Source organism: Halomonas sp. I5-271120, from assembly GCF_030553075.1.
GTDB lineage: Bacteria > Pseudomonadota > Gammaproteobacteria > Pseudomonadales > Halomonadaceae > Onishia > Onishia taeanensis_A.
The window spans coordinates 1,308,175-1,333,425 of record NZ_CP130701.1 but is presented as its reverse complement, the minus strand read 5'-3'; the positions used below and the strand labels follow the sequence as shown (position 1 = coordinate 1,333,425).

21 protein-coding genes are annotated in these 25,251 nt (G+C 64.4%); 17 read left to right on the top strand and 4 right to left on the bottom strand.

Annotated elements, in window-relative coordinates; genetic code table 11:
• Positions 1–49: 49 nt before the first annotated feature.
• From Q2K57_RS05835 to map, 4 genes are all read right to left on the bottom strand, one after another.
• Positions 50–400 carry an arsenate reductase gene (locus Q2K57_RS05835; RefSeq protein WP_304526338.1) on the bottom strand — a complete coding sequence of 117 codons (351 nt, stop codon included), beginning with the start codon at positions 398–400 and terminating at the stop codon, positions 50–52.
• Complete coding sequence (dapC, locus tag Q2K57_RS05830) at positions 397–1,689, bottom strand: succinyldiaminopimelate transaminase (protein ID WP_304526337.1); 1,293 nt, start codon at positions 1,687–1,689, stop codon at positions 397–399. The genes Q2K57_RS05835 and dapC overlap by 4 nt, the downstream gene beginning before the upstream one ends.
• Positions 1,690–1,912: 223 nt before the next feature.
• Positions 1,913–4,588, bottom strand: coding sequence for a [protein-PII] uridylyltransferase (locus Q2K57_RS05825; protein ID WP_304526336.1), 2,676 nt, complete (start codon positions 4,586–4,588; stop codon positions 1,913–1,915).
• 1 nt (position 4,589) lies between these two features.
• The gene (map, locus tag Q2K57_RS05820) at positions 4,590–5,381 is read right to left on the bottom strand and encodes a type I methionyl aminopeptidase (RefSeq protein WP_304526335.1); all 792 of its coding nucleotides are present in this window, start codon (positions 5,379–5,381) and stop codon (positions 4,590–4,592) included.
• Positions 5,382–5,727: 346 nt separating this feature from the next.
• Between map and rpsB the strand changes: the two genes are divergently transcribed.
• The 17 genes from rpsB (at position 5,728) to accA (ending at position 25,210) form a co-directional block, all read left to right on the top strand.
• Positions 5,728–6,459 carry a 30S ribosomal protein S2 gene (rpsB, locus tag Q2K57_RS05815; RefSeq protein ID WP_092522926.1) on the top strand — a complete coding sequence of 244 codons (732 nt, stop codon included), beginning with the start codon at positions 5,728–5,730 and terminating at the stop codon, positions 6,457–6,459.
• A 185-nt stretch (positions 6,460–6,644) separates the two neighbouring features.
• The gene (gene tsf, locus Q2K57_RS05810) at positions 6,645–7,514 is read left to right on the top strand and encodes a translation elongation factor Ts (RefSeq protein WP_304526334.1); all 870 of its coding nucleotides are present in this window, start codon (positions 6,645–6,647) and stop codon (positions 7,512–7,514) included.
• A gap of 116 nt (positions 7,515–7,630) precedes the next feature.
• On the top strand, positions 7,631–8,398 hold the full coding sequence (gene pyrH / locus Q2K57_RS05805) for a UMP kinase (RefSeq protein WP_112053912.1): 768 nt from the start codon (positions 7,631–7,633) through the stop codon (positions 8,396–8,398).
• A 4-nt stretch (positions 8,399–8,402) separates the two neighbouring features.
• On the top strand, positions 8,403–8,960 hold the full coding sequence (gene frr / locus Q2K57_RS05800; RefSeq protein WP_112053911.1) for a ribosome recycling factor: 558 nt from the start codon (positions 8,403–8,405) through the stop codon (positions 8,958–8,960).
• Positions 8,961–9,017: 57 nt separating this feature from the next.
• Complete coding sequence (gene uppS, locus Q2K57_RS05795) at positions 9,018–9,776, top strand: polyprenyl diphosphate synthase (RefSeq protein WP_304526333.1); 759 nt, start codon at positions 9,018–9,020, stop codon at positions 9,774–9,776.
• The gene (locus tag Q2K57_RS05790) at positions 9,769–10,566 is read left to right on the top strand and encodes a phosphatidate cytidylyltransferase (RefSeq protein WP_304526332.1); all 798 of its coding nucleotides are present in this window, start codon (positions 9,769–9,771) and stop codon (positions 10,564–10,566) included. Before uppS ends, Q2K57_RS05790 begins: the two co-directional genes overlap by 8 nt.
• Positions 10,563–11,777 (top strand): 1-deoxy-D-xylulose-5-phosphate reductoisomerase, encoded by a 1,215-nt coding sequence (gene ispC / locus Q2K57_RS05785; RefSeq protein WP_304526331.1) that lies wholly within the window; start codon positions 10,563–10,565, stop codon positions 11,775–11,777. Before Q2K57_RS05790 ends, ispC begins: the two co-directional genes overlap by 4 nt.
• Before the next feature lie 6 nt (positions 11,778–11,783).
• Positions 11,784–13,142, top strand: a complete 1,359-nt coding sequence (gene rseP, locus Q2K57_RS05780; RefSeq protein WP_304526330.1) for a sigma E protease regulator RseP — start codon at positions 11,784–11,786, stop codon at positions 13,140–13,142.
• Positions 13,143–13,253: 111 nt separating this feature from the next.
• Positions 13,254–15,590 (top strand): outer membrane protein assembly factor BamA, encoded by a 2,337-nt coding sequence (gene bamA / locus Q2K57_RS05775; RefSeq protein ID WP_304526329.1) that lies wholly within the window; start codon positions 13,254–13,256, stop codon positions 15,588–15,590.
• Between the two features lie 46 nt (positions 15,591–15,636).
• Positions 15,637–16,143 carry an OmpH family outer membrane protein gene (locus Q2K57_RS05770; RefSeq protein WP_304526328.1) on the top strand — a complete coding sequence of 169 codons (507 nt, stop codon included), beginning with the start codon at positions 15,637–15,639 and terminating at the stop codon, positions 16,141–16,143.
• A gap of 45 nt (positions 16,144–16,188) precedes the next feature.
• Positions 16,189–17,217, top strand: coding sequence for a UDP-3-O-(3-hydroxymyristoyl)glucosamine N-acyltransferase (gene lpxD, locus Q2K57_RS05765; RefSeq protein WP_304526327.1), 1,029 nt, complete (start codon positions 16,189–16,191; stop codon positions 17,215–17,217).
• A gap of 121 nt (positions 17,218–17,338) precedes the next feature.
• Positions 17,339–17,782 carry a 3-hydroxyacyl-ACP dehydratase FabZ gene (fabZ, locus tag Q2K57_RS05760; protein WP_112053903.1) on the top strand — a complete coding sequence of 148 codons (444 nt, stop codon included), beginning with the start codon at positions 17,339–17,341 and terminating at the stop codon, positions 17,780–17,782.
• Positions 17,779–18,546, top strand: coding sequence for an acyl-ACP--UDP-N-acetylglucosamine O-acyltransferase (gene lpxA, locus Q2K57_RS05755; RefSeq protein WP_112053902.1), 768 nt, complete (start codon positions 17,779–17,781; stop codon positions 18,544–18,546). The genes fabZ and lpxA overlap by 4 nt, the downstream gene beginning before the upstream one ends.
• A gap of 3 nt (positions 18,547–18,549) precedes the next feature.
• Positions 18,550–19,851, top strand: coding sequence for a lipid-A-disaccharide synthase (lpxB, locus tag Q2K57_RS05750; protein WP_304526326.1), 1,302 nt, complete (start codon positions 18,550–18,552; stop codon positions 19,849–19,851).
• The gene (rnhB, locus tag Q2K57_RS05745; protein WP_304526325.1) at positions 19,848–20,459 is read left to right on the top strand and encodes a ribonuclease HII; all 612 of its coding nucleotides are present in this window, start codon (positions 19,848–19,850) and stop codon (positions 20,457–20,459) included. The genes lpxB and rnhB overlap by 4 nt, the downstream gene beginning before the upstream one ends.
• Before the next feature lie 133 nt (positions 20,460–20,592).
• Positions 20,593–24,096, top strand: coding sequence for a DNA polymerase III subunit alpha (gene dnaE / locus Q2K57_RS05740; protein WP_304526324.1), 3,504 nt, complete (start codon positions 20,593–20,595; stop codon positions 24,094–24,096).
• A gap of 160 nt (positions 24,097–24,256) precedes the next feature.
• Positions 24,257–25,210 (top strand): acetyl-CoA carboxylase carboxyl transferase subunit alpha, encoded by a 954-nt coding sequence (gene accA, locus Q2K57_RS05735; protein ID WP_304526323.1) that lies wholly within the window; start codon positions 24,257–24,259, stop codon positions 25,208–25,210.
• Positions 25,211–25,251: the final 41 nt, after the last annotated feature.

Genomic DNA, 25,251 nt, shown 5'->3' with positions numbered 1-25,251 from the left:
GGCCTCGGGCAAGAAGAAATCGTGACTGACGTCGCTGCCGTTCAGCCGGTCAGTTTATCGCGGTCAGTTTGTCGTAGTCGCCATCTCGGTAGCCGACCCGGATGCGCTCACCGGTATCCAGCAGCGGGCGCTTGAGCAGGGTCGGGTGCTCCATCATCAGGGCGCGGGCCGAGGTGGCGTCCAGGCCGTCCTTGTCGGCATCGCTCAGCTGGCGCCAGGTGGTGCTGCGCTTGTTGAGCAGCGTCATCAACGGCACCCGCTCGAGCAGGTGATCGAGCAGCGCCGCGGACAGGCCGTCGTCGCGCAGGTCATGCACCTTGAAGGGCAGGCCCTGCGCTTCCAGGGCCTTGCGCGCCTTGCGGCAGGTGTCGCAGGCCTTGATGCCATAGAGCGTGATCATGCCTGGGGCCTCGTGGTGTCGGTGGAAGCGTTCGTATTGGAAGAATTCGTGGAGGCGTCGGCCAGCCAGCGTTCGGTAAAGCGGCGCAGGCGGCGGGCAGCCTCGACGGTGGAATCGACGTCGGCGACCAGCGCCAGGCGGATGCGCCCGGCGCCGGGGTTCACGCCGCTCTCGCTGGTCTCGCCGTCACCGGTGTTGGTGCGGCCCATATAGCTGCCCGGCAGTACGCTGACGTTCTCCTCGGCGAAGAGCGCTCGGGTGAAGGCCTCATCGTCGCCGCCCGGTACCGCCGGCCACAGGTAGAAGCTGGCCTCGGGCGTCGGAAAGCTCAGCACCGGGGCGAGAATCTCGGTGACGGCGGCGAATTTTTCGCGATAGGCGGCGCGGTTGGCCTGCACGTGGGCCTCATCGGTCCAGGCGGTGATCGAGGCGTGCTGCAGCGGCAGTGACATGGCGCAGCCGTGATAGGTGCGATAGCGCTTGAAGGGCGTGATCAGGCCGGCGTCACCGGCGACGAAGCCCGAGCGCAGCCCCGGCAGGTTGGAGCGCTTGGACAGCGAGTGGAAGACCAGGCAGCGACGGTAGTCGTGGCGGCCCAGTCGAGCGCAGGCCTCCAGCAGCCCTGGCGGTGGCGTGGCTTCATCGAGATAGAGCTCGGAGTAGCACTCGTCCGAGGCGATGATGAAGTCATGCTCGTCGGCAAGCTCGATCAGGCGCGTGAAGTCCTCTAGCGGCGTCACTGCCCCGGTGGGATTGCCCGGCGAGCACAGGAACACCAGCTGGACGTCGCGCCAGGTCTCTGCCGGCACCGCATCAAAATCCGGGCGGAAGCCGTATTTTGCCTGGCAGTCCAGGTACAGCGGGTTGCCGCCGGCCAGCAGGGTGGCGCCCTCGTAGATCTGGTAGAAGGGGTTGGGCACGGCGACCTTTGCCGGGCGGCTGCGATCGATGGCTGCCTGCACGAAGGCAAATATCGCCTCTCGGGTGCCGTTGACCGGCAGTACCTGACTGTCCGGGTCGAGACCGCCGATGGCGTTGAGGTCGAAGCGCTGGGTCGCCCAGTTAGCGATCGTCTGGCGCAGTTCGGCCGTGCCGGCAGTGGCCGGGTAGCGGGCCATCTCGTCGCGGTGCGCGCTCAGGGTGTCCAGCGCGGCGGCGAAGGGCGGATGCTGGGGCTCGCCGATGGTTAGCGGAATATGCGACAGCGCCGTGGGGGGCGTGACATTGGCCTTGAGGGCGGCAAGCTTCTCGAAGGGGTAGGGCTTGAGCGCATCGAGATCGGGATTCATGGCTGTCCTGGCCGCCTCGCGGGGCGTGGTCGTGGTCGGGATGACGGGATGGGCCCTGATTGATCGCTGCGCGTTGATCGATGCGCGTCGAGGACGTGGAGTAGAGTGCGTTGAGTCGACAGGGCCCAGCGAGTCAGGTCAGCGATTATAGGGAAGCCGGCGAGGCGCCTCAATCTTGGCGCCTGTCGGTGGCTTTCCTGTGGAAGGGATTTGAGCGCGGCCCCTAAACGTCGAGCACCTCGACCAGCCGCTCGCGCAGGCGCTGCTGGCGTTCGACGTCGGTGATCGGCGCGCCGTTGCGGTCAGTGATGAAGAAGACGTCTTCGACCTTCTCGCCGAGTGTGGCGATCTTGGCTGCCGAGAGGGCGATGCCCTGCTCCATGAAGATGCGCCCGACCCGGGCCAGCAGGCCGGGGCGGTCAGGGGCCGTAAGTTCGAGCATGGTGCGCTCGTTGGCCGGGTCCTGCTCGATCACCACCCGGGTCGGCACCTTGAAGTGCTTGAGCTGGCGCGGAGTATGGCGGGTGACGATCTGCGGGTAGTCGTCCGGGTCGTCGAGCTCCTCGACCAGATGACGGCGCATGGTCTCGAGCCGTTCGCGATCGCGGATCGGCTGGCCATCCTCGTCGAGCACGATGAAGGTGTTGAGGGTCCAGTCGCTGCTCGAGGTGGCGATGCGGGCATCGTGGATCGACAGCCCGAGCTGCTCCATGGCGGCGGCGGTGGCGGCGAATAGATCATCCACCGAGCGGGTGTGGATGAATACCTTGGTGCCGCCCTCGGTCATGTCCTCGGTGGGGGCGCTGATAAGAATCAGCGGCAGGTCCGAGCCGTCATGGTCGAGAATGCCCTGGGTCTGCCAGACGATCTCGCTGGGGGCGTACTGGACGAAGTAGTCCTCGCCAAGCGACTCCCACAGGCGCTCGAAACGCGTGGGGTCGATGCCAACGGTGGCCAGCAGGCTGCGCGCTTCCTCGCGGGTCTCGCGCACCCAGTCGTCACGGTCCAGCGGGTTTTCAAGACCGCGACGCAGGGCGCGCTTGGTCTCGGCGTGCAGCTGACGCAGCAGCGAGGCTCGCCAGCCGTTCCACAGGGTCGGGTTGGTGGCGTTGATGTCGGCCACGGTCAGCACGTACAGGTAGTCGAGATGGACCTCGTCGCGCATCTGGGTGGCGAAATCGCGGATCACGTCAGGATCGGTGATGTCGCGCTTCTGAGACGTCTTCGACATCAGCAGGTGGTGCTTGACCAGCCAGCTGACCAGCCGGGTATCCCGGGGCGAGAGGCCGTGGCGCTCGCAGAATTCTTCGGCATCACGGGCGCCGAGCAGGGAGTGATCGCCGCCGCGTCCCTTGCCGATGTCGTGATAGAGCCCGGCGATCCACAAAAGCTCGAGCTTGGGCAGCTGGTGCACCAATGCAGCGGCGACCGGGAACTCCTCGCGGCAGCGCGGCTCGCGGAAGCGCTGCACGAACTTCAGCAGGCCCAGGGTGTGGGCGTCGACCGTGTAGCTGTGGAACAGGTCGTGCTGCATCAGGCCCACGGCCTGGCCGAATTCCGGCAGGTACTTGCCGAGCACTCCGTAGCGGTTCATGCGCCTTAGCTGGCGGGCGACGTTGCCGCTGGAGCGCAACAGTTCCATGAACAGGCTCTGATGGCGCACGTCGTCACGGTACAGGTCGTCCATCAGGTGGCGGTGATCGCGAATCAGGCGGATGGTCGAGGCGCGCACGCCCTCGATCTCCGGGTGCTGAGCCATCAGCAGGAACAGCTCGAGCATGGCCGCGGGGCGATAGCGGAAGATCCGCTCGTCGCGGGCCTGGATGTAGCCGCCCTTGACCTCGAATCGATCATTGAGGGGGCGGGTCTCGAGCACCTCGTCGGCGCGCAGGATGACCTCGTCGAAGTGCTGCAGCAGCATGTCGTTGAGGCCCGCCAGGGCGGTGACGTGGCGATAGTAGCGCTTCATGAACTGCTCGACGGCGAGTCGGCCGGGGATGTCGCGGTAGCCGAACAGGGTGGCGATGGTGCGCTGGTGATCGAACAGCAGACGATCCTCGGCGCGCCCGGTAAGCATGTGCAGGGCATAGCGGACCTGCCACAGGAAGGCCTGGCCCTGGCTCAGGATGCGCAGCTCGGCATCGTTCATGAAGCCGTTGTCGACCACCTCCTCGTAGCGTAGCTCGCCGAACTGGCGCTTGGCGACCCAGCCGATCATCTGGATATCCCGCAGCCCGCCGGGGGAGCTCTTGATGTTCGGCTCGAGGTGATACTCGGAGTTGTTGTAGCGGTAGTGGCGGGCGATCTGCTCCTGCCACTTGGCCTCGAAGAAGGCGTCTGCCGGCCACAGCCGGTCGGTCCTGAGCCGCTCGCGCATCGCGTCGCGCAGATGGCCGCCGCCTGCCAGGGTGCGGGTCTCGAGCAGGTTGGTGATCACCGTGACGTCGGCGCGGGCCTCGCGCTCGCAGTCATTGAGCGAGCGCACGCTATGACCGATTTCGAGCCCGATGTCCCACAGGAAGGTGATGAAGTCGGTCAGCGGCTCCCGGTAGGGGGCGTCGTCGTCCTCTTCGAGCAGCAGCAGCAGGTCGACATCCGAATAGGGGTGCAGCTCGCCGCGACCGTAGCCGCCGACGGCCAGCAGGGCGACGCCGTTGTCCGGCCAGGCATGGCGCGACCAGGCGATCTCGAGCAGGCGGTCGAGGCACCAGGCGCGGCCATGCACCAGGTCGCGGATATCGGCGCCGGCGCGAAAGCGCTCGTCCAGACGTTCCTGGATCTCGCGCAGCGCCTGCTTGAAGGGCGCAATCGGCGACCGCTCGCCCTCTAGCTCAGTGCAGAAGGCTGCGACATCGAAGAGGCTCTCGTCGGGCTGGAAGCGGTAATGATGCAGCAGCATGTCAGCTCGAAAGGAAGCTCAAGTCTTCCTCGCCGCGTACGGTTAGCACCTCGACGCCAGTGGCGGTCACCAGCAGGGTATGTTCCCACTGGGCAGACAGGCCCTTGTCCTTGGTCACGGCGGTCCAGTTGTCGCGCAGCACCTTGGTGCGGTGATCGCCGACGTTGATCATCGGTTCTATGGTGAAGCACATGCCTTCTTCGAGGGCGATGTCGGCCTCAGGGGCATAGCCATCGTAGTGCAGTACCTGGGGCTCCTCGTGGAAGACCGAGCCGATGCCGTGGCCGCAGAAGTCACGTACTACGCTGTAGCCGTTGGCTTCGGCGTGTTGCTGGATGACGCGCGCCAGGTGCGACAGGCGGACGCCGGGCTTGACCTCGGCGATGCTGCGATAGAGGCATTCCTGGGTGATGCGGGCCAGCCGCTCGCCCTGGATGCTTTCGCCGACGATAAACATCTTGCTGGTGTCGCCGTGGTAGCCGTCGGCTGTCTTGACGGTGATGTCGATGTTCATCACATCACCCTTCTTGAGCTTCTTGGCGTCGTCGGGGATGCCGTGGCAGACCACGTGGTTGATCGAGGTGCAGATCGACTTGGGGAAACCGTGGTAGTTCAGCGGTGCCGGCACGGAGCCCAGTTCGTTGACGATGAAGTCATGGCAGAGGCGGTCGAGTTCACCGGTGCTGACGCCGGCCTGGACGTGGGGGGTGATCATTTCCAGCACGCGGGCAGCCTGTTTACCGGCTTCGCGCATCTTGACGATTTCGTCGGCGGTCTTGATGGATACGTTCATGGAATCTCGGGTCGTAAGGGGGAGGGCGCTCGCGAGCGGCCGCGTAATAAACTGGACATAGAGGCGGGCAAGGCGCTTGCGACTTCATCTTGATATTGATCTATGGTATAAAGCTGCGCGCTTTCCTGCAATGCGTTGTGCCGAGTGCATCGCGTCCTCTATACGTCCGGCGACACAGCCTGTCCCGCGATGGTGACGTTGCGTTATTCGCATGGCCAGCGGTAAGGCGCTAAATAGCCTGAAAAACACACATGCACCGACACATGGTCCCGGGTGCCGTCGGCCAGTCCGAGGGTCGGATCCATGGGGTGCGTGGAGGCCCAACCCGATAGTCCAGGAGTCATCCATGACACAAGTCAATATGCGTGACCTGCTCAAGGCAGGCGCTCACTTCGGTCACCAGACCAAGTACTGGAACCCGAAGATGTCCAAGTTCATCTTCGGTGCTCGCAACAAGATCCACATCATCAACCTCGAGCACACCCTGCCGGCGCTGAATGAAGCGATCAGCGTGGTCGAGAAGATGGCGGAGACCAACAACAAGATCCTGTTTGTTGGTACCAAGCGTGCGGCGGCCAAGGTGATCAAGGAAGAGGCCAACCGTGTTGGTATGCCCTTCGTCAATCATCGTTGGTTGGGCGGCATGCTGACCAACTACAAGACCATTCGCGTGTCCATCAAGCGTCTGCGCGAACTCGAATCGATGCACGAAGACGGCACTTTCGAAAAGCTGACCAAGAAAGAAGTCCTGATGGCCACCCGCGAGCAAGACAAGCTCGAGCGCAGCGTGGGCGGTATCAAGGAAATGGGCGGCCTGCCGGACGCGCTGTTCGTGGTTGATGTCGATCATGAGCGCATCGCCATCAACGAAGCCAACAAGCTTGGCATTCCGGTCATCGGGGTGGTCGATACCAACTCCAATCCGGACGGCGTCGACTACGTGATCCCGGGCAACGATGACTCCATCCGCGCCATCCAGATCTACGTCCAGGCCATCGCCAACGCCTGCGCCAAGGCGAAGGAAGGTCGTCCCGACGAGTTCGTTGAAGTCACTGAAGGCGAACAGGTCGCCGAGTGATGATGCTGGTCTACCCTAAGCTGTCATCCGGGGCTGTCAGACTGATGTCGGCCCGGGCGGTGGGCCTGGCTCGCCGGACACAAGGGTAGGCAGAGGAGGGGGCTTCGCCCCCTTCTTTCCGTCCCCTGCCCGGGTGACGGAAACGCTTTGATTATCGACGTCGAATCATTTCAGAGGTTATTACCATGGCAGCTATCAGCGCGTCTCAGGTAAAAGAACTGCGCGAGCGCACCGGGCTCGGCATGATGGAGTGCAAGAAGGCGCTCACCGAAGCCGGTGGCGACATCGAAACCGCCATCGAGAACCTGCGCAAGAACTCCGGTCTCAAGGCCGCCAAGAAGGCAGGCCGTACCGCTGCCGAAGGCGCCATCGTGATCAAGCTGGCCGATGACGCCAGCTACGGCCTGATGCTTGAAGTCAACTCCGAGACCGATTTCGTGGCTCGTGACGACAACTTCATCGCCTTCGCCGACAAGGTCGCCGAGCAGGCGTTCGCCAACAAGACCACCGACATCGCGGCCCTGATGGAAGGTGAGCTGGAAAACGCTCGCGAGCAGTTGGTCCAGAAGATCGGCGAGAACATCAGCGTGCGTCGTGCCGAGCTGGTCGAAGCGCCGGCTGGCGGCACCGTGGGTGGCTACGTCCACGGCGGTCGCATCGCCGCGCTGACCGTGCTGACCGGCGGCACTGCCGAGGCCGCCAAGGATGTGTCCATGCACGTCGCGGCCATCAACCCGGTCGTGGCCCTGCCGGAGAACATGCCGCAGGAGCAGCTGGACAAGGAAAAGGCGATCATCCTGGCACAGCCGGATATGGCCGGTAAGCCGGAAAACATCGCCGAGAAGATGGTCCAGGGCCGTCTGAAGAAGTACCTGGCTGAGAACAGCCTGACCGAGCAAGCCTTCGTCAAGAACCCGGACCAGACCGTGGCCGAGTTCGTCAAGGCAGCCGGTGGTGAAGTGGTCAGCTTCACTCGCTTCGAAGTGGGTGAAGGCATCGAGAAAGAAGAAGTCGACTTCGCCAAGGAAGTAATGGAGCAGGCCGGCCGCAGCTAAGGCTTGGTACTGTGAGTTCGTGATGGCGTGCGCGCAAGCGCACGCCTTCGCGTATCCGGCGGATAGAAATGCCGCCAAGATTTCCTCCCCCTGTCGCTGTCATCAGGAGACGCCTCATGTCCGATTCCACCGCTACGCCCGAACGCCCTGCCAAGCCTGAGCGCGCGGCGAAAAGCAAGTACAAGCGTATTCTGCTTAAGCTGTCCGGCGAGGCCCTGACCGGTGATGCCGAGTTCGGCATCGATCCCCAGGTGCTCGATCGCATGGCGCTGGAGATCGGTCAGCTGGTCGGCATCGGCGTTCAGGTCGGCATCGTGGTCGGCGGCGGTAACCTTTTCCGCGGGGCCGCGCTGCACGAGGCGGGCATGGAGCGAGTGACCGGCGATCACATGGGCATGCTGGCAACGGTGATGAATGCCCTGGCCATGCGGGATGCCCTGGAGCGCTCCAATATCCGTTCGCGGGTGATGTCAGCGATTCCGATGAGCGGCGTGGTCGAGCACTACGATCGCCGCACCGGCATCCGCTACCTGACGTCGGGCGATGTGGTATTGTTTTCCGCCGGTACCGGTAACCCCTTCTTCACCACCGATTCCGCGGCGTGCCTGCGCGGCATCGAGATCGATGCCGACGTGGTGATCAAGGCCACCAAGGTCGACGGCGTCTACGACCGTGACCCGGTCAAGCATGCCGACGCCCAGAAGTACGAGCGCCTGACCTACGATGAATGCCTGGATCAGAAGCTCGGGGTGATGGATTTGACCGCCATCTGCCTGGTGCGTGACCATGACATGCCGGTCCGCGTATTCAACATGAACAAGCCCGGTGCCCTGCTCAATCTGGTGATGGGCGGCAAGGAAGGCACGCTGATAGACAGAGGTTGAAACCGTGATCAACGATATCCAGAAAGACGCTGAAGCCCGCATGGACAAGACCATCGAGTCACTGCATGCGAACTTCAACAAGATCCGCACCGGCCGTGCCCATCCCAGCATCCTTGATGCGGTGACCGTGGATTATTACGGCGCCCAGATGCCGCTTAACCAGGTCGCTAGCGTCAACGTCGAGGACGCGCGTACCCTGGCGGTCGTGCCCTGGGAAAAGTCCATGGTGCCCAAGGTCGAGAAAGCCATCATGACCGCGGACCTGGGCCTCAACCCGGCAACGGCGGGCAGCGTGATTCGCGTGCCGATGCCGATGCTGACCGAGGAAACCCGCAAGGGCTACATCAAGCAGGCCCGCTCCGAGGCCGAGAACGCCCGTGTGGCGGTGCGCAACGTGCGTCGCGATGCCAACGGTGACATCAAGGCGCTGCTCAAGGAGAAAGAAATCTCCGAAGATGAAGAGCACGGCGGCACGGACGCCATCCAGAAGCTGACCGACAAGCACATTGCTGAGATCGACAAGCTGTTGGAAGCCAAGGAAAAGGACCTGATGACGGTCTGAGGCCTGGCGGGCGACATCGCATCGCCCGCCTATCGTTCTACTGCTATGCGAGCCCCCATGACATCACCGCAGTCCCCTGAATCGCATCGCCGGGCGACCCCGCGTCATCTGGCGATCATCATGGATGGCAACAACCGCTGGGCCAAGGCCCATGGCCTGTCCGGGGTGCGCGGTCATCGTGCGGGCGTCGAGTCGGTGCGGGCGGTGATCCGCCGCGCCGCGGAGCGCGGGGTCGAGGTGCTGACCCTGTTCGCCTTCTCCAGCGAGAACTGGAAGCGTCCGCCGGCCGAGGTCAACGCCTTGATGGAGCTGTTCCTGATCGCCCTCAAGCGGGAGGTCAAGAAGCTGCACGAACATGATATTCGGCTGACCATCATCGGTGAGCGCGAGGGTTTCTCGGCGTCTATCCAGAAGCACATCGCCCGTGCCGAGACACTGACCGCCGACAACCGCGGCATGCACCTGGTGATCGCCGCCAACTACGGCGGCCGTTGGGACATCGCCCAGGCCGCGCAGCGCCTCGCCGCCCGTGTGGCGGCAGGCGATCTCGAGGCCGCGCAGGTCGATGAACAGTCGCTGGGCCGCGAGGTCTGCCTGGCCGATGCGCCGGAGGTGGATCTTTGCATCCGTACCAGCGGTGAGCAGCGCCTGTCCAACTTCCTGCTATGGCAGCTGGCCTATGCCGAGCTGCATTTTTCTCCCCTGCTGTGGCCGGATTTCGGCGCCGAGGCGCTCGATGAGGCCTTCGCCGACTTCGCGCGTCGCCAGCGTCGCTTCGGCATGACGCACGAGCAAGTTGAGGCCCAGGGTGCTTAAGCAACGAATTCTGACTGCCGTCATCCTGGTGCCGCTGGCACTGGTCGGACTCTTCCTGTTCGAGGGTGGCGCCTTCGCTCTCTTCACGGGCCTGGTGGTGGTGCTTGCCGCCTGGGAGTGGACCAATCTCGCCGGCCTGTCGCGCCTGACTTCCCGCCTCGCGGCCACTGCAGGCCTGGGGCTTGCCATGTTGCTGCTTTGGGCGGGCGGCAGTGGTCAGGCCAACGGCCTGCTGTGGCTCGGCGCGGCTGCCTGGCTTGCCAACCTCTACTGGATCACTCACTACCCCGAGCGTCGGGCTCAATGGGCGACGCCCGGTCGGCGCCTGGTCATGGGCCTGGTGGTATTGCTGCCCTGCTGGGTAGGCTTCAACAGCCTGCGTGCCAGCGGCGTCGAGTGGCTGCTCTTCGTGCTGCTGTTGGTGTGGCTGGCCGACACCGGGGCCTATTTCGCCGGCCGAGCCTTCGGGCGTCACAAGCTGGCGCCTGCCGTCAGTCCCGGCAAGACCTGGGAAGGCGTGGTGGGCGGTGTGGTCGCCACCTTGGCGTTGGCCCTTGGCTATGCCGTCTGGCTGTCGCTTGGCCTTGGCGAGACCCTGGGTCTGATGCTTGCCACCGTGCTGGTGACCCTGGTCTCAGTGCTTGGGGATCTATTCGAGAGCATGTTGAAGCGCACCCGGGGCATCAAGGATTCCGGGGTGCTGCTGCCCGGTCACGGTGGCGTGCTGGATCGCATCGATAGCCTGACCGCGGCGATTCCCATCTTTGCCCTGCTGCGGGTGTGGCTATGAGTCTTTCTGTATCCAACACCACTCGCCCTCAGCGCGTCACCGTGCTGGGTGCCACCGGCTCCATCGGCACCAGCACGCTTGATGTGGTCGCGCGCCATCCGGAACGCTATCAGGTGCATGCGCTGACCGCTCAGCGCTCGAAGGAAGCCCTGCTGGCGCTGTGTCAGACGCATCGCCCTGCCCAGGCAGTGATTGGCAGCGAGGCCGATGCCGCCTGGCTGCGCGAGCGGCTGGCGGAGGCCCAGCTGCCTACGGAAGTACGCGCCGGTGAAGAAGCGCTGGTTGAGGTCGCTAAGGCTTCTGAGGCCGATGTGGTGATGGCGGCCATCGTCGGTGCTGCAGGGCTTGTGCCGACGCTTGCCGCCGTGCGCGCTGGCAAGCGGGTGTTACTTGCCAACAAGGAAGCCCTGGTGATGAGCGGTGGCCTGTTCATGGATGCCGTGGCCAGGCATGGCGCCGTGTTGTTGCCGATCGATTCCGAACATAATGCTATTTATCAGTGTCTACCTCCCGAGCATCGTGGCGGCCTTGATCGCATCGGCGTCAGCCAGCTGCTGCTGACGGCTTCGGGCGGACCCTTCCTCGGCTGGTCGGCGGATGCCCTGACCCGGGTCACCCCCGACCAGGCCTGTGCCCATCCCAACTGGTCGATGGGGCGCAAGATTTCGGTGGACAGTGCGACCCTGATGAACAAAGGGCTTGAGCTAATCGAGGCCTGCTGGCTCTTCGATGCCGGCCCCGAGCAGATTCAGGTGGTCGTGCATCCACAGAGCGTGATCCATTCGATGGCAGCCTATCGGGACGGCTCGGTGCTCGCTCAGCTCGGCAATCCGGATATGCGCACGCCGATCGCCTATGGCCTGTCCTGGCCGGAGCGCATCGAGGCAGGCGTCGCGCCGCTCGACCTGTTTCAGGTCGCCAGGCTCGACTTCGAGGCACCCGATGAGGCGGCCTTTCCCTGCCTGCGGCTGGCCCGTGAGGCGATGGCCGCCGGCGGGAGCGCGCCTGCGCTGCTCAATGCCGCCAACGAGGTGGCCGTGGACGCCTTTCTCGAAGGCCGGCTATCCTTCCCGGGCATTGCCGAGCTCAACGAGGCTGTGCTGTCGGCCTGTTCGCCGTCGGCGGCCGACGAACTCGAAGGCATCCTCGCCGAGGATGACCGGGGCCGTCGGGCGGCCCGTCATCACCTGGAACGCTATGGGCGGGAGTAAACTGCGATGAGCGTGATACAGGACGTGCTGGCGGTGATCGTGGTTCTCGGACTGCTGGTCACCTTTCATGAGTTTGGCCACTTCTGGGTGGCCAGGCGTTGCGGCGTCAAGGTGCTGCGCTTCTCGGTGGGCTTCGGCAAACCGCTATGGTCGCGGGTCGATCGCCACGGTACCGAGTTCGCCGTGGCGGCTATTCCATTGGGCGGCTACGTCAAGATGCTCGACGAGCGCGAGGCGCCGGTCGATCCTGATGAGGCGCACCTGGCCTTCAACCGCCAGGGAGTGTGGTCGCGTATCGCGATCGTTGCCGCCGGCCCGCTGGCCAACTTCTTGCTGGCGATCATCGCCTACTGGCTGCTGTTCGTGATCGGCATCACCACGGTCGCACCGGTGGTCGGCGACGTGGCGCCGGACTCGGCGGCCGCCCGCGGCGGGCTGTCTACCGGGCAGGAAATCGTCGCCGTGCAGGGCGAGCCGGTGCGTTCCTGGGACGACATCAACCTGAAGCTGGTCGCGGCGATCGGTGAGACCGGCGCGATCAGCATGACCTCGCGCCCCGAAGGCGCCACGGCGGCGCGCGAACATCGTCTGCCCGTCGAGAATTGGCTGGTCGGCCAGGATCCGCCCCGGCCGCTGGCAACCCTCGGCCTAACGCCCTGGCGGCCAGCGCTGCCCGCGGTGCTGGGCCAGGTGCTGGATGGCGAGGCTGCGGCCAGCGCTGGCCTGCAGGCGGGCGATCGCATCCTCCGCGTCGATGGCACGCCGATCGATGATTGGATGGCCTTCGTCGACCGGGTCCGCGCGAGCCCTGGCGAGCCGCTGACGCTTGAAATCGAACGGGCCGGCGAACGCCAGACCCTGGCGCTGACACCGCGTCCGAGCACCCCCGAGGGTGGCCAGTCCATCGGCTATATCGGTGCCGGCGTGGCCAGTGCCGAATGGCCGGCCAAATACCAGCGTGAGATTCATTACGGCCCTCTGGATGCGGTCGGGCAGTCGCTCAACAAGACCGCCGAGATGTCAGTGTTGACCCTGGACGCGATGCGCAAGATGCTGGTGGGGCTGATTTCGCCATCGAATCTCTCGGGGCCGATCACCATCGCCCGCATCGCCGGTGAAACGGCGCGTACCGGCGTCGAGAGCTTCATAGGTTTCCTTGCCTATCTGTCGATCAGCCTGGGCATTCTCAACCTGCTGCCGATCCCGGTGCTCGACGGCGGGCACCTGGTCTATTACTTCATCGAGGCGGTGCGTGGACGCCCCGTTTCCGAGCAGGTTCAGGCGGTGGGCTTCAAGATCGGCCTGGCGCTAGTGGGCAGCATGATGATGATGGCGATGTACTTCGACCTGATGCGGCTCTGGTAGCCGCCCGGGAGCGGTCCACGCAGGCCGGGGCCTGGCCTTGCCAGTGGACCGAACAAATGTATAAGGTGCTCGTTTGACAAGCGGGCAGACCAACGCGAGCGAACCGACTGCATGAAACTCAAGATTCTAGGCGTTGCGGCGCTGTTGCTGTCTGGCGCCCCGGTGGCGCTGGCCGATGCGTTTACCGTTTCCGACATCCGTGTGGAGGGCCTCAAGCGGGTCTCCGCGGCGTCCGTCTTCAATGCCTTCCCGGTCAGTGCCCGCGACGCCGTCGACGAGCGCGAACTGGCCGAGGCAGCCAAGACACTGTTTGCTACCGGCCTCTTCGAGGACGTGCGCCTGGCTCGCGAGGGCGACGTACTGGTGGTGCAGGTCGACGAGCGGCCCTTCATCACCGACCTCGAGATTACCGGCAACTCCCAGATCTCCGAAGAGGAGCTTCGCCAGGGCCTGCGCGATGCGGGTCTGGCTGAGGGGCAGGCCCTGCAGCGCTCGACGCTCGACGAGATGCAGCGCGAGCTCGAGCAGCTCTATCACGGCCAGGGCCGCTATAGCGCCCGTATCGATGCCGAGGTCGAGGAGATCGACTCGAGTCGGGTCCGCGTCAAGGTCGATATCGACGAGGGCGCGGTGGCCAAGATTCGCCAGATCAACGTGGTCGGTAATCAGGCCTTCGATGATGACACCCTGCGCGACGTCTTCGAACTCGAGGACCGCCCGAGCTGGTTCTTCGGCTGGTTCTCGAGCGATGAGTATTCCCGCCAACAGCTCTCCGGTGATCTGGAGCGGCTGCGCTCCTGGTACCTGGACCGCGGTTACGTCAACTTCGCGATCACCTCGACCCAGGTGTCGATCAGCCCCGACAAGTCACGCATCTTCGTCACCGTCAACGTCGAGGAAGGCAAGCAGTATCGTCTGGGCGACATCAGCTTCGCCGGCGACCTGAAGATTCCTCCCTCCGAGGCTCGCAACCTGGTCGAGGCCACGCCCGGCGAGATTTTCTCGCGCAGCGATATCACCGCTTCCTCCGAGGCGCTGCGTTCGCGTCTCGGCGCTGAAGGCTACGCTTTTGCCAGCGTCGAAGGTGTGCCTGAGGTCACCGCCGACGGTGAACGGGTCGATGTCACCTTCCAGGTCGATCCCGGTCGCCGCGCCTATGTGCGCCGCGTCGATTTCGTCGGCAACACCACCACCATGGATGAGGTGCTGCGGCGCGAGATGATCCAGATGGAGGGCGCGCCGGCCTCCACCGAGCAGATCAGCCAGTCGCGTCAGCGCCTCGAGCGCCTGGGCTTTTTCAAGCAGGTCGACGTCGAGACCCGCCCGGTAGCCGGCGAGCCCGACCAGCTGGATGTGACCTACAACGTCGAGGAGCAGCCCTCCGGCTCGATTTCGGCGAGCATCGGTTTCTCCCAGAGCGATGGCGTCATCTACGGTGCCTCGCTGTCCCAGAACAACTTCCTGGGTACCGGCAATCGGGTCAATATCGGTGCCCAGAAGGGCGATACCTATACCAGCCTCAACTTTGGCTTTACCGATCCCTACTGGACCCTGGACGGCATCTCGCGTGGGTATAATCTCTTTTACCGCGAGACGGACTACGAAGACTCCGATATCTCGACCTACTCCACCGACTCGGTAGGCGGCAGCATCAACTTCGGCTACCCGATCGATGAGGTCACGCGCCTCAACTTCGGGGTCGGTATCGAAGAGCTGCAAGTGCAGACCTATACCGACACACCGTCGGAGATCGTCCAGTACGTCGATGACGAGGGCGATAGCGCTCAGAGCTTCAAGCTGACGGCAAGCTGGACCCGCAACAAGCTCAACCGCGGCATCATGCCCACGGCGGGCAACTACCAGCGGGTGTCGCTCGAGACAGCGGCACCGGGCAGCGATGCCATCTACTACAAGGTGCGCTACAAGGGCCAGCAGCTGTTTGCCCTCAACGATGCCTGGTCATTGAAGTTCGGTACCAACCTGGGCTACGCCGACACCCCGGGTAACGATCCCTATCCGTTCTACGAGAACTTTCTGACCGGCGGTCTGGGCTCGGTGCGAGGCTTTACTGCCAGCACGCTTGGGCCGGCCACCACGCCTCGTGGCAATGGCGACGACCAGACCCTGGGCGGTAACGTGCTGGTCAGCGGTTCAGCAGAACTGCTGTTTCCGGTTCCCTTCGTCGAGGATCAGCGCAGCGTGCAGTCGTCGCTGTTCCTCGATGGCGGTAACACCTTCCTCAGCGAGTGCTATGCCGTACTGCCCGCTGACAGGCCTTCGAACTGCAGCTCGGGTGTCGATCTGGCCGATCTACGTTACAGTGTGGGCCTGGGCCTTTCCTGGTTGACGCCGGTAGGGCCGCTGACCTTCAGCGTGGCCGAGCCGCTCAATGACGAGCAAGGCGACGATACCCAGTTCTTCCAGTTCTCGCTGGGCCAGACGTTCTAGGTTCGCGGACGGATGCCAGACCACCGATCTCGAGGAGTTTAACAAGATGCGCAAGTTGACCGGAGCCCTGTGCCTCGGCCTGTTCGCGGCCATGAGTACACCTGCCCTGGCCGCCGATATCGCCGTGCTGGATTGGCGTCAGGCCCTGCTGGAAAGCGATGACGCCCAGCAGTCGATGAGCGAGCTGCAAAATCAGATCGGCAGCCAGCAGCAAGAAGCCGAGGCACTGGGCCAGGAAGTCCAGCAGCTTCAGCAGCGCCTGCAGCGCGATGGGGCGACGATGTCCGAGTCGCAGCGCCAAGCGGCCGTGCAGGAGCTTCAGGAAAAGGGTGGCCGCTTCCAGCAGCTGCGTCGTCAGGTGGTTCAGGCGCGCAAGCAGTCCGAACAGCAGTTCATGCAGCAGGCTCAGCCCAGGCTCGAGCGTGCCGTGGACCAGATCATCGATCGTCATGACATCGAGGTGCTGGTGGACCGCAACGGGGTCATTCAGGCCAAAGGCGACCTCCTCGACGTGACCGACGAGGTCACCGAGATTCTCAATTCGTCCAACTGAGGCCGGCGGCGCGCCTTGGCGTGCCGTCCGCGATGACCCGCGTCCATGACAATCGCCCAATACCCCACTTATACCCTCGATGAGCTCGCTGAGCGCCTCAACGCTCGTGTGATCGGCGATGGCCAGCGCACCGTGAGCGGGTTGGCGACGCTGAGCGATGCCGGTCCTCACGAGCTGACCTTCCTCGCCAACCGGGCCTATCTGAAGTATCTGCCCGAGACGAGGGCGGCGGCGGTGCTTCTGCACCCCGACCATGCTGAGGAGAGCCCCACGGCCTGCCTCGCCCTGGAGAACCCCTATCTGGGGTATGCCGAGCTATCACGGCTGTTCGATCCGCTGGCCGCGCGATATCGGCCGGGAGTGCACGCCTCGGCGGTCGTCGCCGAGAGCGCCAAGCTTGGTGCCAACGTCGAGGTCGGCCCCCAGGTGGTGATCGAGGACGGCGCGGTGATCGGCGATGACGTAGTCATCGGCCCGGGCAGCGTGGTGGGGGCCGACAGCGTGATTGGTGCCGGCTCGCGTCTGCATGCGCATGTCAGCGTCTGTCATGGCGTGGTGATCGGCGAGCGGGTGGTGCTCAATAGTCACTGCGTGATCGGTGGTGATGGCTTCGGCTTCGCCCACGACGGCAGCCGCTGGCACAAGATCGCCCAGTTGGGCGGCGTGGTGCTGGGCGACGATGTCGAGGTCGGCAGCTGTTCCAGCATCGATCGTGGCGCGCTCGGCGACACTGTGATCGGCAACGACGTCAAGATCGATAGTCAGGTGCAGATCGCTCATAATGTGCAGATCGGCGATCATAGCGCCCTGGCCGGCTGCGTGGGCATCGCCGGTTCCACCAAGGTGGGCCGCCACTGCATGCTCGGTGGCGGCGTCGGGCTTTCCGGTCACCTGACCCTCTGTGATGGGGTGCAGGTCACCGGCATGAGCCTTGTCACCAATTCGATTCAAGAGCCCGGGGTCTACTCTTCCGGTACCGGTTCGATGCGCAACGCCCAGTGGCGCAAGAATGCGGTGCGCTTCAAGCAGCTGGATGAGCTCGCCAAGCGGGTGACCCGCCTGGAAAAGCAGTAACCAGGCGTTGAGTCGCCCTCGGCGAGCGCTATACTCCGCCCACCCTAATCATGGCGGCGGCCCTGCCGCCCCAGCATGCTCGCCTCCGGTCGAGCATTTTGTCATTTCAGAGGTCGCATCGATGGTAATGGACATCAACGAGATCCGTGAGTATCTCCCCCACCGCTACCCCTTCCTGCTGGTCGACCGGGTCATGGAGCTCGAGCACGGTGCGCGCATCGTGGCCAACAAGAACGTCAGCATCAACGAGCCGTTCTTCAATGGTCACTTCCCCCATCACCCGATCATGCCGGGCGTGCTGGTCATCGAGGCGCTGGCTCAGGCCTGCGGGATCCTGGGTTTCAAGACCGTCAACAAGCTGCCCGCCGACGGCTATGTCTACTATCTGGTGGGCAGCGATAACGTGCGCTTCAAGCGCCCGGTCATGCCCGGCGACCAGCTGCGCCTCGAAGCCAACGTGATTCGCACGAAGCGCGGTATCTGGAAGTTTCAATGTACCGCCAGCGTTGACGGCGAGGTGGCCTGCGAGGCCGAGATCATCTGTGCCGAGAGGAAGGTCGCTTGATACATCCCACTGCTATCGTTGATCCAAAGGCGCGCCTCGCCGAGGACGTCGAAGTGGGCCCGTTCAGCGTGATTGGCCCCGACGTCGACATCGGCGCCGGCAGCGTGATTGGCCCGCACGTGGTGGTCAAAGGGCCGACGGTGCTCGGTGAGCGTACGCGGATCTTCCAGTTCGCATCGGTCGGCGAGGACTGCCAGGACAAGAAGTACGCCGGCGAGCCCACGCGCCTGGTAATGGGTGACGACAACGTCATTCGCGAGGGCGTGACCCTGCATCGCGGTACCGTTCAGGACCGCGGCGAGACCACCATCGGCAGCCGTAACCTGTTCATGGCCTATGTGCATGTCGGCCACGACTGCGTGGTCGGCAACGACTGCATCCTGGCCAATCAGGTGACCCTGGCCGGTCACGTCACGCTGGGCGATTCCGCGATCATCGGCGGGCTGTCGGCGATTCACCAGTTCTGCCATTTCGGCACTCAAGCCATGGCAGGCGGCGGCTCGATCATCACTAAGGACACGCCGGCCTATGTGATGATCAACGGCAACCCGGCTCAGCCGCATGGTCTCAACCTGGTGGGTCTCAAGCGTCGCGGCGTCTCCCGGGAGGCGATCAGGGCGCTTACCGAGTCCTACAAGATGGTCTATCGCAAGGGGCTGACCGTCGAGCAGGCGCTCGCCGAAATCGATGCCGAATACGCGCTGCCCGAAACCAAGGTCTTCGCCGATTCTATCCGCATTTCCACTCGCGGCATCCTGCGCTAGATCATGTCAGACGCCCCTCAGGAGCAGCGCCCGGTGCGGGTCTATCTGGTCGCCGGTGAGCTGTCAGGCGACATACTCGGCTCGGGCCTGATGCAGGCGCTGCGCGCCCGCCTGGGCGAGGTCGAGTTCCGTGGAATCGGCGGTCCGCGTATGCTTGCTCAGGGCATCGACAGCCGCTACCCGCTGGAAACCCTGTCGGTGATGGGGCTGGTCGAGGTGGTGAAGCATCTGCCCGAGCTGATCAAGGTGCGCCGGGCGCTGAAGCGCGACGCCCTGGCCTGGGCCCCGGACATCATGATCGGCATCGATGCCCCTGACTTCACCCTGGGCCTCGAGCGTCAGCTCCGTGAGTCAGGTCTGACCACCGCCCACTATGTCAGCCCTTCCGTGTGGGCCTGGCGCCAGGGGCGGGTGAAGGGGATCGCCAAGTCGGTGGATGCCATTCTCACCTTCCTGCCCTTCGAGGCCGCCTTCTACGAGCGCCACGGAGTGCCGGTGGCCTTCGTTGGCCATCCGCTGGCCGACGAGCTGCCGCTTCACAACGACCGCGCCGGCACTCGGCAGTCCCTGGGGCTGGCCAACGACGCCGAGGTGTTGGCCCTGCTGCCCGGCTCCCGGGCCAACGAGATCCGTTTTCTGGGCGCGACCTTTATCATGGCCGCGGAGCGGATGTGTCAGGCGCGCCCCGATCTTCAGGTGGTGATTCCCGCGGCGACCCCGGCCCGGCGGGAAGAGCTCGAAGCGCTGTTGGCCGGCTACCCGACCCTGGCGGGGCGCGTCACGCTGCTCGACGGCCAGGCCCGGGAGGCGATGGTTGCGGCAGATGTCGTGCTGCTGGCCTCGGGCACCGCGGCGCTTGAAGCCATGCTCTGCCATCGCCCGATGCTGGTGGCCTACAAGATGGCGCCGGCCACCCACTGGCTCGCCAAACGCCTGGTCAAGACCGAGTGGATCTCGCTTCCCAACCTGATCGCCCGCGAGGCGCTGGTGCCGGAGTTGATCCAGGAGGCCGCCAGCCCTGAGGCGATAGCCGAACAGCTGACGGACATGCTGGACGACGCTTCCATGCGTGAGGCGCTGGAGACTCGCTTCGCGGCGATGCACGCGGGATTGCAGCGCGGCGCCAGCGAACGGGCTGCCGCAGCCGTCGAGGCATTGATCGCGGGGCGGGCGCTACCGGCGAGTGTGGCACCCGAGGCGGCCGTCATTCACCTGGAGCAGGGCCAGGATCAGGATGATGCGTCATCCGGTTCGGACACTGGTTCGGGAGTCGATTCGGGCACCGGTTCGGGAAAGACGTCATGAGTGCCAAATCCCTGCCCCCGCTGCATATCGACTATCAGGGCGAGCGTCTGGCTGGCGTCGATGAGGTCGGTCGCGGTCCGCTGGTCGGCGCGGTCGTCGCGGCGGCGGTGATCCTCGACCCGGCCCGACCTATCGAGGGCCTGAACGATTCCAAGACGCTGACCGCGCGGCGTCGAGAGGCCCTGGACACCGAGATTCGCGACAGGGCCCTGGCCTTCTGCGTGGCCGAAGCCTCGCCGCTGGAAGTCGATCGACTCAACATCTACCATGCCACCCATCTGGCGATGCGCCGTGCCATCGATGGCCTGGCGCCAGAAGCCGAATACCTGCTGGTAGACGGCAACCGTCTGCCGGGGCATCATCTTCCCGGCCAGCCCGTGGTCAAGGGCGATGCCCGCCATCCGGCCATCGCCGCGGCCTCGATACTGGCCAAGGTGGCTCGGGATGCCCAGATGGTGAACCTGGATGCCCGGCATCCTGGTTACGGCTTCGCCCGCCATAAGGGCTACCCGACCAAGGAACACCTGGCGGCACTGGAACGCCTGGGGCCGTTGCCCGAGCACCGCCGCTCCTTCGCGCCGGTCAAGAAGCAGCTCGACCTTCTCTAGCCGACGGCCGCTGCTGTTTCAGCCATTGCGCGTCGGTCCGGCGTCCCTATATTGCCCGTCGACGCTGTCCTCGACACCGCTCTTGATACCGTCCTCGACACCGCCCTTGAACTAGCCAAGCCATGAGTTCGCCATGACCCCTTCTTTCGTTCACCTTCGCGTGCATACCGAGTATTCCCTCGTCGACGGCCTGGTGCGCCTCAAGCCGCTGGTCAAGCAGACGTCTCAGGCGGGCATGCCAGCCCTGGCGATGACCGACGAGGCCAACCTGTTCGGCCTGGTGAAGGGCTATCGGGCGGCTCAGGGCGCCGGGCTCAAGCCGATCATCGGCGCCGACCTATGGCTTCATAATCCTCATGACGAGGCGCACCCCTACCGACTGACCCTGCTGGCCATGGACAGCGACGGCTATCGCAACCTCACGGAATTGATCTCGAAAGGGTGGATGGAAGGTCAGCGTCAGGGTAAGGCGATTCTCGACAAGGCCTGGATATTTGCGCAGAGCGAAGGGCTGATCGCGCTTTCCGGCGGTCGCGACGGCGAGATTGGTCGCCATCTGCTCAGCGAACACGGCGATACGGCCCGCTCGCTGCTCGAGGAGTGGAATCAACACTTTCCGGGACGCTTCTACCTCGAGCTCAATCGCACTTCGCGGCCCTTCGAGGAAGAGTGCCTGCACCTCTCGGTTGCGCTGGCCGGCGAGACCAACACCCCGGTGGTCGCCACCAACGACGTGCGCTTCCTGGCCCGCGAGGACTTCTGGGCCCATGAGACGCGGGTTGCCATCGGTGAGGGCAAGGCGCTGGATGACCCGCGCCGCGAGCGTCGCTACAGCGAGGAGCAGTACCTGAAAACGCCTAAGGAGATGGCCGAGCTGTTCGCGGATATCCCCGAGGCGCTGGAGAACAGCGTGATGATCGCTGCGCGCTGCAATGTCGATGTGCGCCTGGGCGAGATCTTCCTGCCCGAGTTCGAAATTTCCGAGGGCATGACCCAGGAGGAGTTCTTCCGCAAGGTCTCCCATGATGGCCTTACCGAACGGCTGGAGTCGCTCTATCCGCGGGACCGCTATCCGCGCGATGGCGCCGACTGGGCGCCCATCGAGCAGCGCTACCGGGAGCGGCTCGATTTCGAGCTCAACATCATTCTGCAGATGGGCTTCCCCGGCTACTTCCTGATCGTCATGGACTTCATCCAGTGGGCCAAGGACAACAACGTGCCGGTGGGGCCAGGCCGTGGTTCCGGTGCCGGCTCGCTGGTGGCCTATGCCCAGAAGATCACCGATCTCGATCCCATTCAGTACGACCTGCTGTTCGAGCGCTTCCTGAACCCCGAGCGTGTCTCGATGCCCGACTTTGACGTCGATTTCTGCATGGAGAAGCGCGACCGGGTGATCGAGTACGTGGCCGAACGCTACGGCCGCGATGCCGTTTCGCAGATCGTCACCTTCGGCACCATGGCCGCCAAGGCGGTGGTGCGCGACGTGGCCCGCGCCCAGGGCAAGCCCTACTCGCTGGGCGACAAGCTCTCCAAGCTGATTCCCTTCGAGGTCGGCATGACCCTCGAGAAGGCGCATGAGCAGGAGGAGCCGCTGCGCGAGTACCTCGAGGCCGACGAGGAGGCCGCCGAGATCTGGGAGATGGCCCAGCGGCTCGAAGGCATCACCCGCGGTACCGGCAAGCACGCCGGCGGTGTGGTGATCGCCCCGACCAAACTCACCGACTTCTCGCCGCTGCTATGCGATGAGGATGGCAACGGCCTGGTGGTGCAGTTCGACAAGAACGACATCGAGGAAGCCGGGCTGGTCAAGTTCGACTTCCTGGGCCTGCGTACCCTGACCATCATCGACTGGGCGTTGGAGATGGTCGACAAGGTGCGAGCCGTGGAAGGGCAGGGCCCGCTGAACATCGACACCATTCCGCTGGACGACGTGCCGACCTTCGACATGCTCAAGAAGGCCGAGACCACGGCGGTCTTCCAGCTCGAATCCCGGGGCATGAAGGAACTGATCAAGCGCCTGCTGCCGGACTCCCTCGAGGACATGATTGCCCTGGTGGCGCTGTTCCGCCCCGGCCCGCTGCAGTCGGGCATGGTGGATGACTTCATCAACCGTAAGCATGGCCGGGCCGAGATCTCGTACCCGCACCCGGACTATCAGCACGAGCTGCTCAAGCCGGTGCTTGGGCCCACCTACGGCATCATCCTCTATCAGGAGCAGGTGATGCAGATCGCCCAGGTGATGGCCGGCTACTCCCTGGGCCAGGCCGACATGCTGCGCCGTGCCATGGGCAAGAAGAAGCCTGAGGAGATGGCCAAGCAGCGCGCGGGCTTCATGGAAGGCTGTGCGGACAACGGCATCGACAAGGATCTCGCTGGTAACATCTTCGACCTGGTGGAGAAGTTCGCCGGTTACGGCTTCAACAAGTCGCACTCCGCGGCCTACGCCCTGGTCTCCTATCAGACCGCCTGGCTCAAGGCCCACTATCCCGGGCCCTTCATGGCCGCGGTGATGTCCACCGAAATGGACAACCTCGACAAGGTCGTGCCGCTGATCGAGGAGTGTCGTCACCAGGGGCTGACCGTGACCCCGCCGGACGTCAACGTCGGCGGCTACAAGTTCACCGTCGATACCGAAGGCCGAGTCGTCTACGGCCTCGGCGCCATCCGCGGCGTCGGCGAGGGCCCGATCGGTGCCATCGTCGAGGCCCGCAACGAGGGTGGCGCCTTCAGCGATCTGTTCGACTTCTGCCGTCGGGTCGACCCCAAGCGCATGAACAAGCGTACCCTCGAGGCGCTGATCCGCTCAGGGGCGCTCGATAACCTGGGCGCGGCCCGCGCGGTGCTCACCGCTTCCATGGAAGCGGCCTTGAAGGCCGCCTCCCAGAACCTGGCCAACCAGAACCAGGGCATGATGGACATGTTCGGCGAAGCCTTCAGCGAACCGGAAGCGGGCGACGTCTATGCCGATTACAGCGCCGTGCGCGACTGGAGCGACAAGGAACGGTTGGCCGGCGAGAAGGACACGCTGGGGCTCTACCTTACCGGGCACCCGATCGATGAGTACGAGCAGGAGCTTGCGCGCTTCGTTTCGACCCGTATCAGCGAACTCCGGCCGTCCCGGGAACCCCAGCGCGTGGCCGGCCTGGTGGTGGCGATGCGCACCATGAAGTCCAAGCGCGGCGACACCATGGCTTTCGTGACCCTGGATGACCGCACCGGGCGCATCGAGGCCTCTCTGTTTGGCGAGCTCTACGAGCGCCTGCGGGGGCGACTGGAGACCGATCAGGTGATGATCGTCGAGGGCGAAGTCTCGAGCGATGATTATTCCGGCGGCCTGCGCCTGCGCGGCAAGGACGTCACGCCGATGGTCGAGGCCCGCGCCCGCTTCGGGCAGGCCGTTGAGCTCGCCGTCGATGGCGCCCAGGTCAACGGGCGGCTGGTCGACAGCCTTCGAGACAGCTTGATGCCTTACCGGGATGCCAACGGTCTGCCGGTGCGCCTCAAGTACCGCAATGCCGAGGCCTCCGGCTGGCTGGAGCTGGCCGAGGACTGGAAGGTGGCCCCCTCTGACGAGCTGATGATCGCCCTGCGCGACGTGCAGGGCCAGGACGGCGTGCGCCTCAAGTACCGACGCTGACTCGCCTGACAGGCGCCGTCGTCGGCGCAAGGCGAGGAGGTGCCTTGCGCCGGACTGACAAGCTGCGATAATGAGCAGCTATATTTCAATAGTTCCTTTTGAACGTCCCCGCGACAGCCGTGGCCTCCAGGCTGCCCCGATTGCTAACAAGCTGAAGCCTATGAACCCCAATTATCTGGATTTCGAACAGCCCATTGCCGAGTTGCAGGCGAAGATCGAGGAACTGCGGCTGGTCGGCAATGACAGCAAGATCAACATCAACGAAGAGGTGGCCAAGCTCCAGGAGAAGAGCAAGAAGCTCACCGAGTCGATCTTCAAGGATCTCACCGCCTGGCAGGTATCCCAGCTCTCGCGTCATCCGCAGCGCCCCTACACCCTCGACTATCTCGAGCACGTCTTTACCGACTTCGACGAGCTCCACGGCGATCGTCATTTCGCCGATGATGCGGCACTGGTCGGCGGCGTGGCGCGCCTCGACGACAAGCCGGTGATGGTCATCGGCCATCAGAAGGGTCGCGACGTCAAGGAGAAGGTGCGCCGCAACTTCGGCATGCCGCGCCCCGAGGGCTACCGCAAGGCCTGCCGCCTGATGGAGATGGCCGAGCGCTTCAAGATGCCGGTGCTGACCTTCATCGACACCCCCGGCGCTTACCCGGGCATCGATGCCGAGGAGCGCGGTCAGTCCGAGGCCATCGCCTACAACCTCGCGGTGATGTCGAGGCTCAAGACCCCGATCATCTCCACCGTGGTGGGCGAGGGCGGCTCCGGTGGCGCTCTCGCCATCGGCGTCTGCGACGAGCTGCAGATGCTGCAGTACTCGACCTACTCGGTCATTTCGCCGGAAGGCTGCGCCTCTATCCTGTGGAAGAGCGCCGAGCGTGCCTCGGAAGCGGCCCACGCCATGGGCATCACCGCCGAGCGTCTCCAGGAACTCGGCTTCGTCGATACCCTGATCAAGGAGCCGCTGGGCGGTGCCCATCGCCATCCGGCGGTGACCTCTGAGCGTATCAAGACCTCGCTGCTCGATAGCCTCGATCGCTTGCAGGGCCTGGATACCGATGCCTTGCTCGAGCGCCGCTATGCGCGCCTGATGAGCTACGGCGCCCCGGTCTGATCGGTCAGAGGTCGCTGCATTCAAAGCGGCCCCGTCAGCGC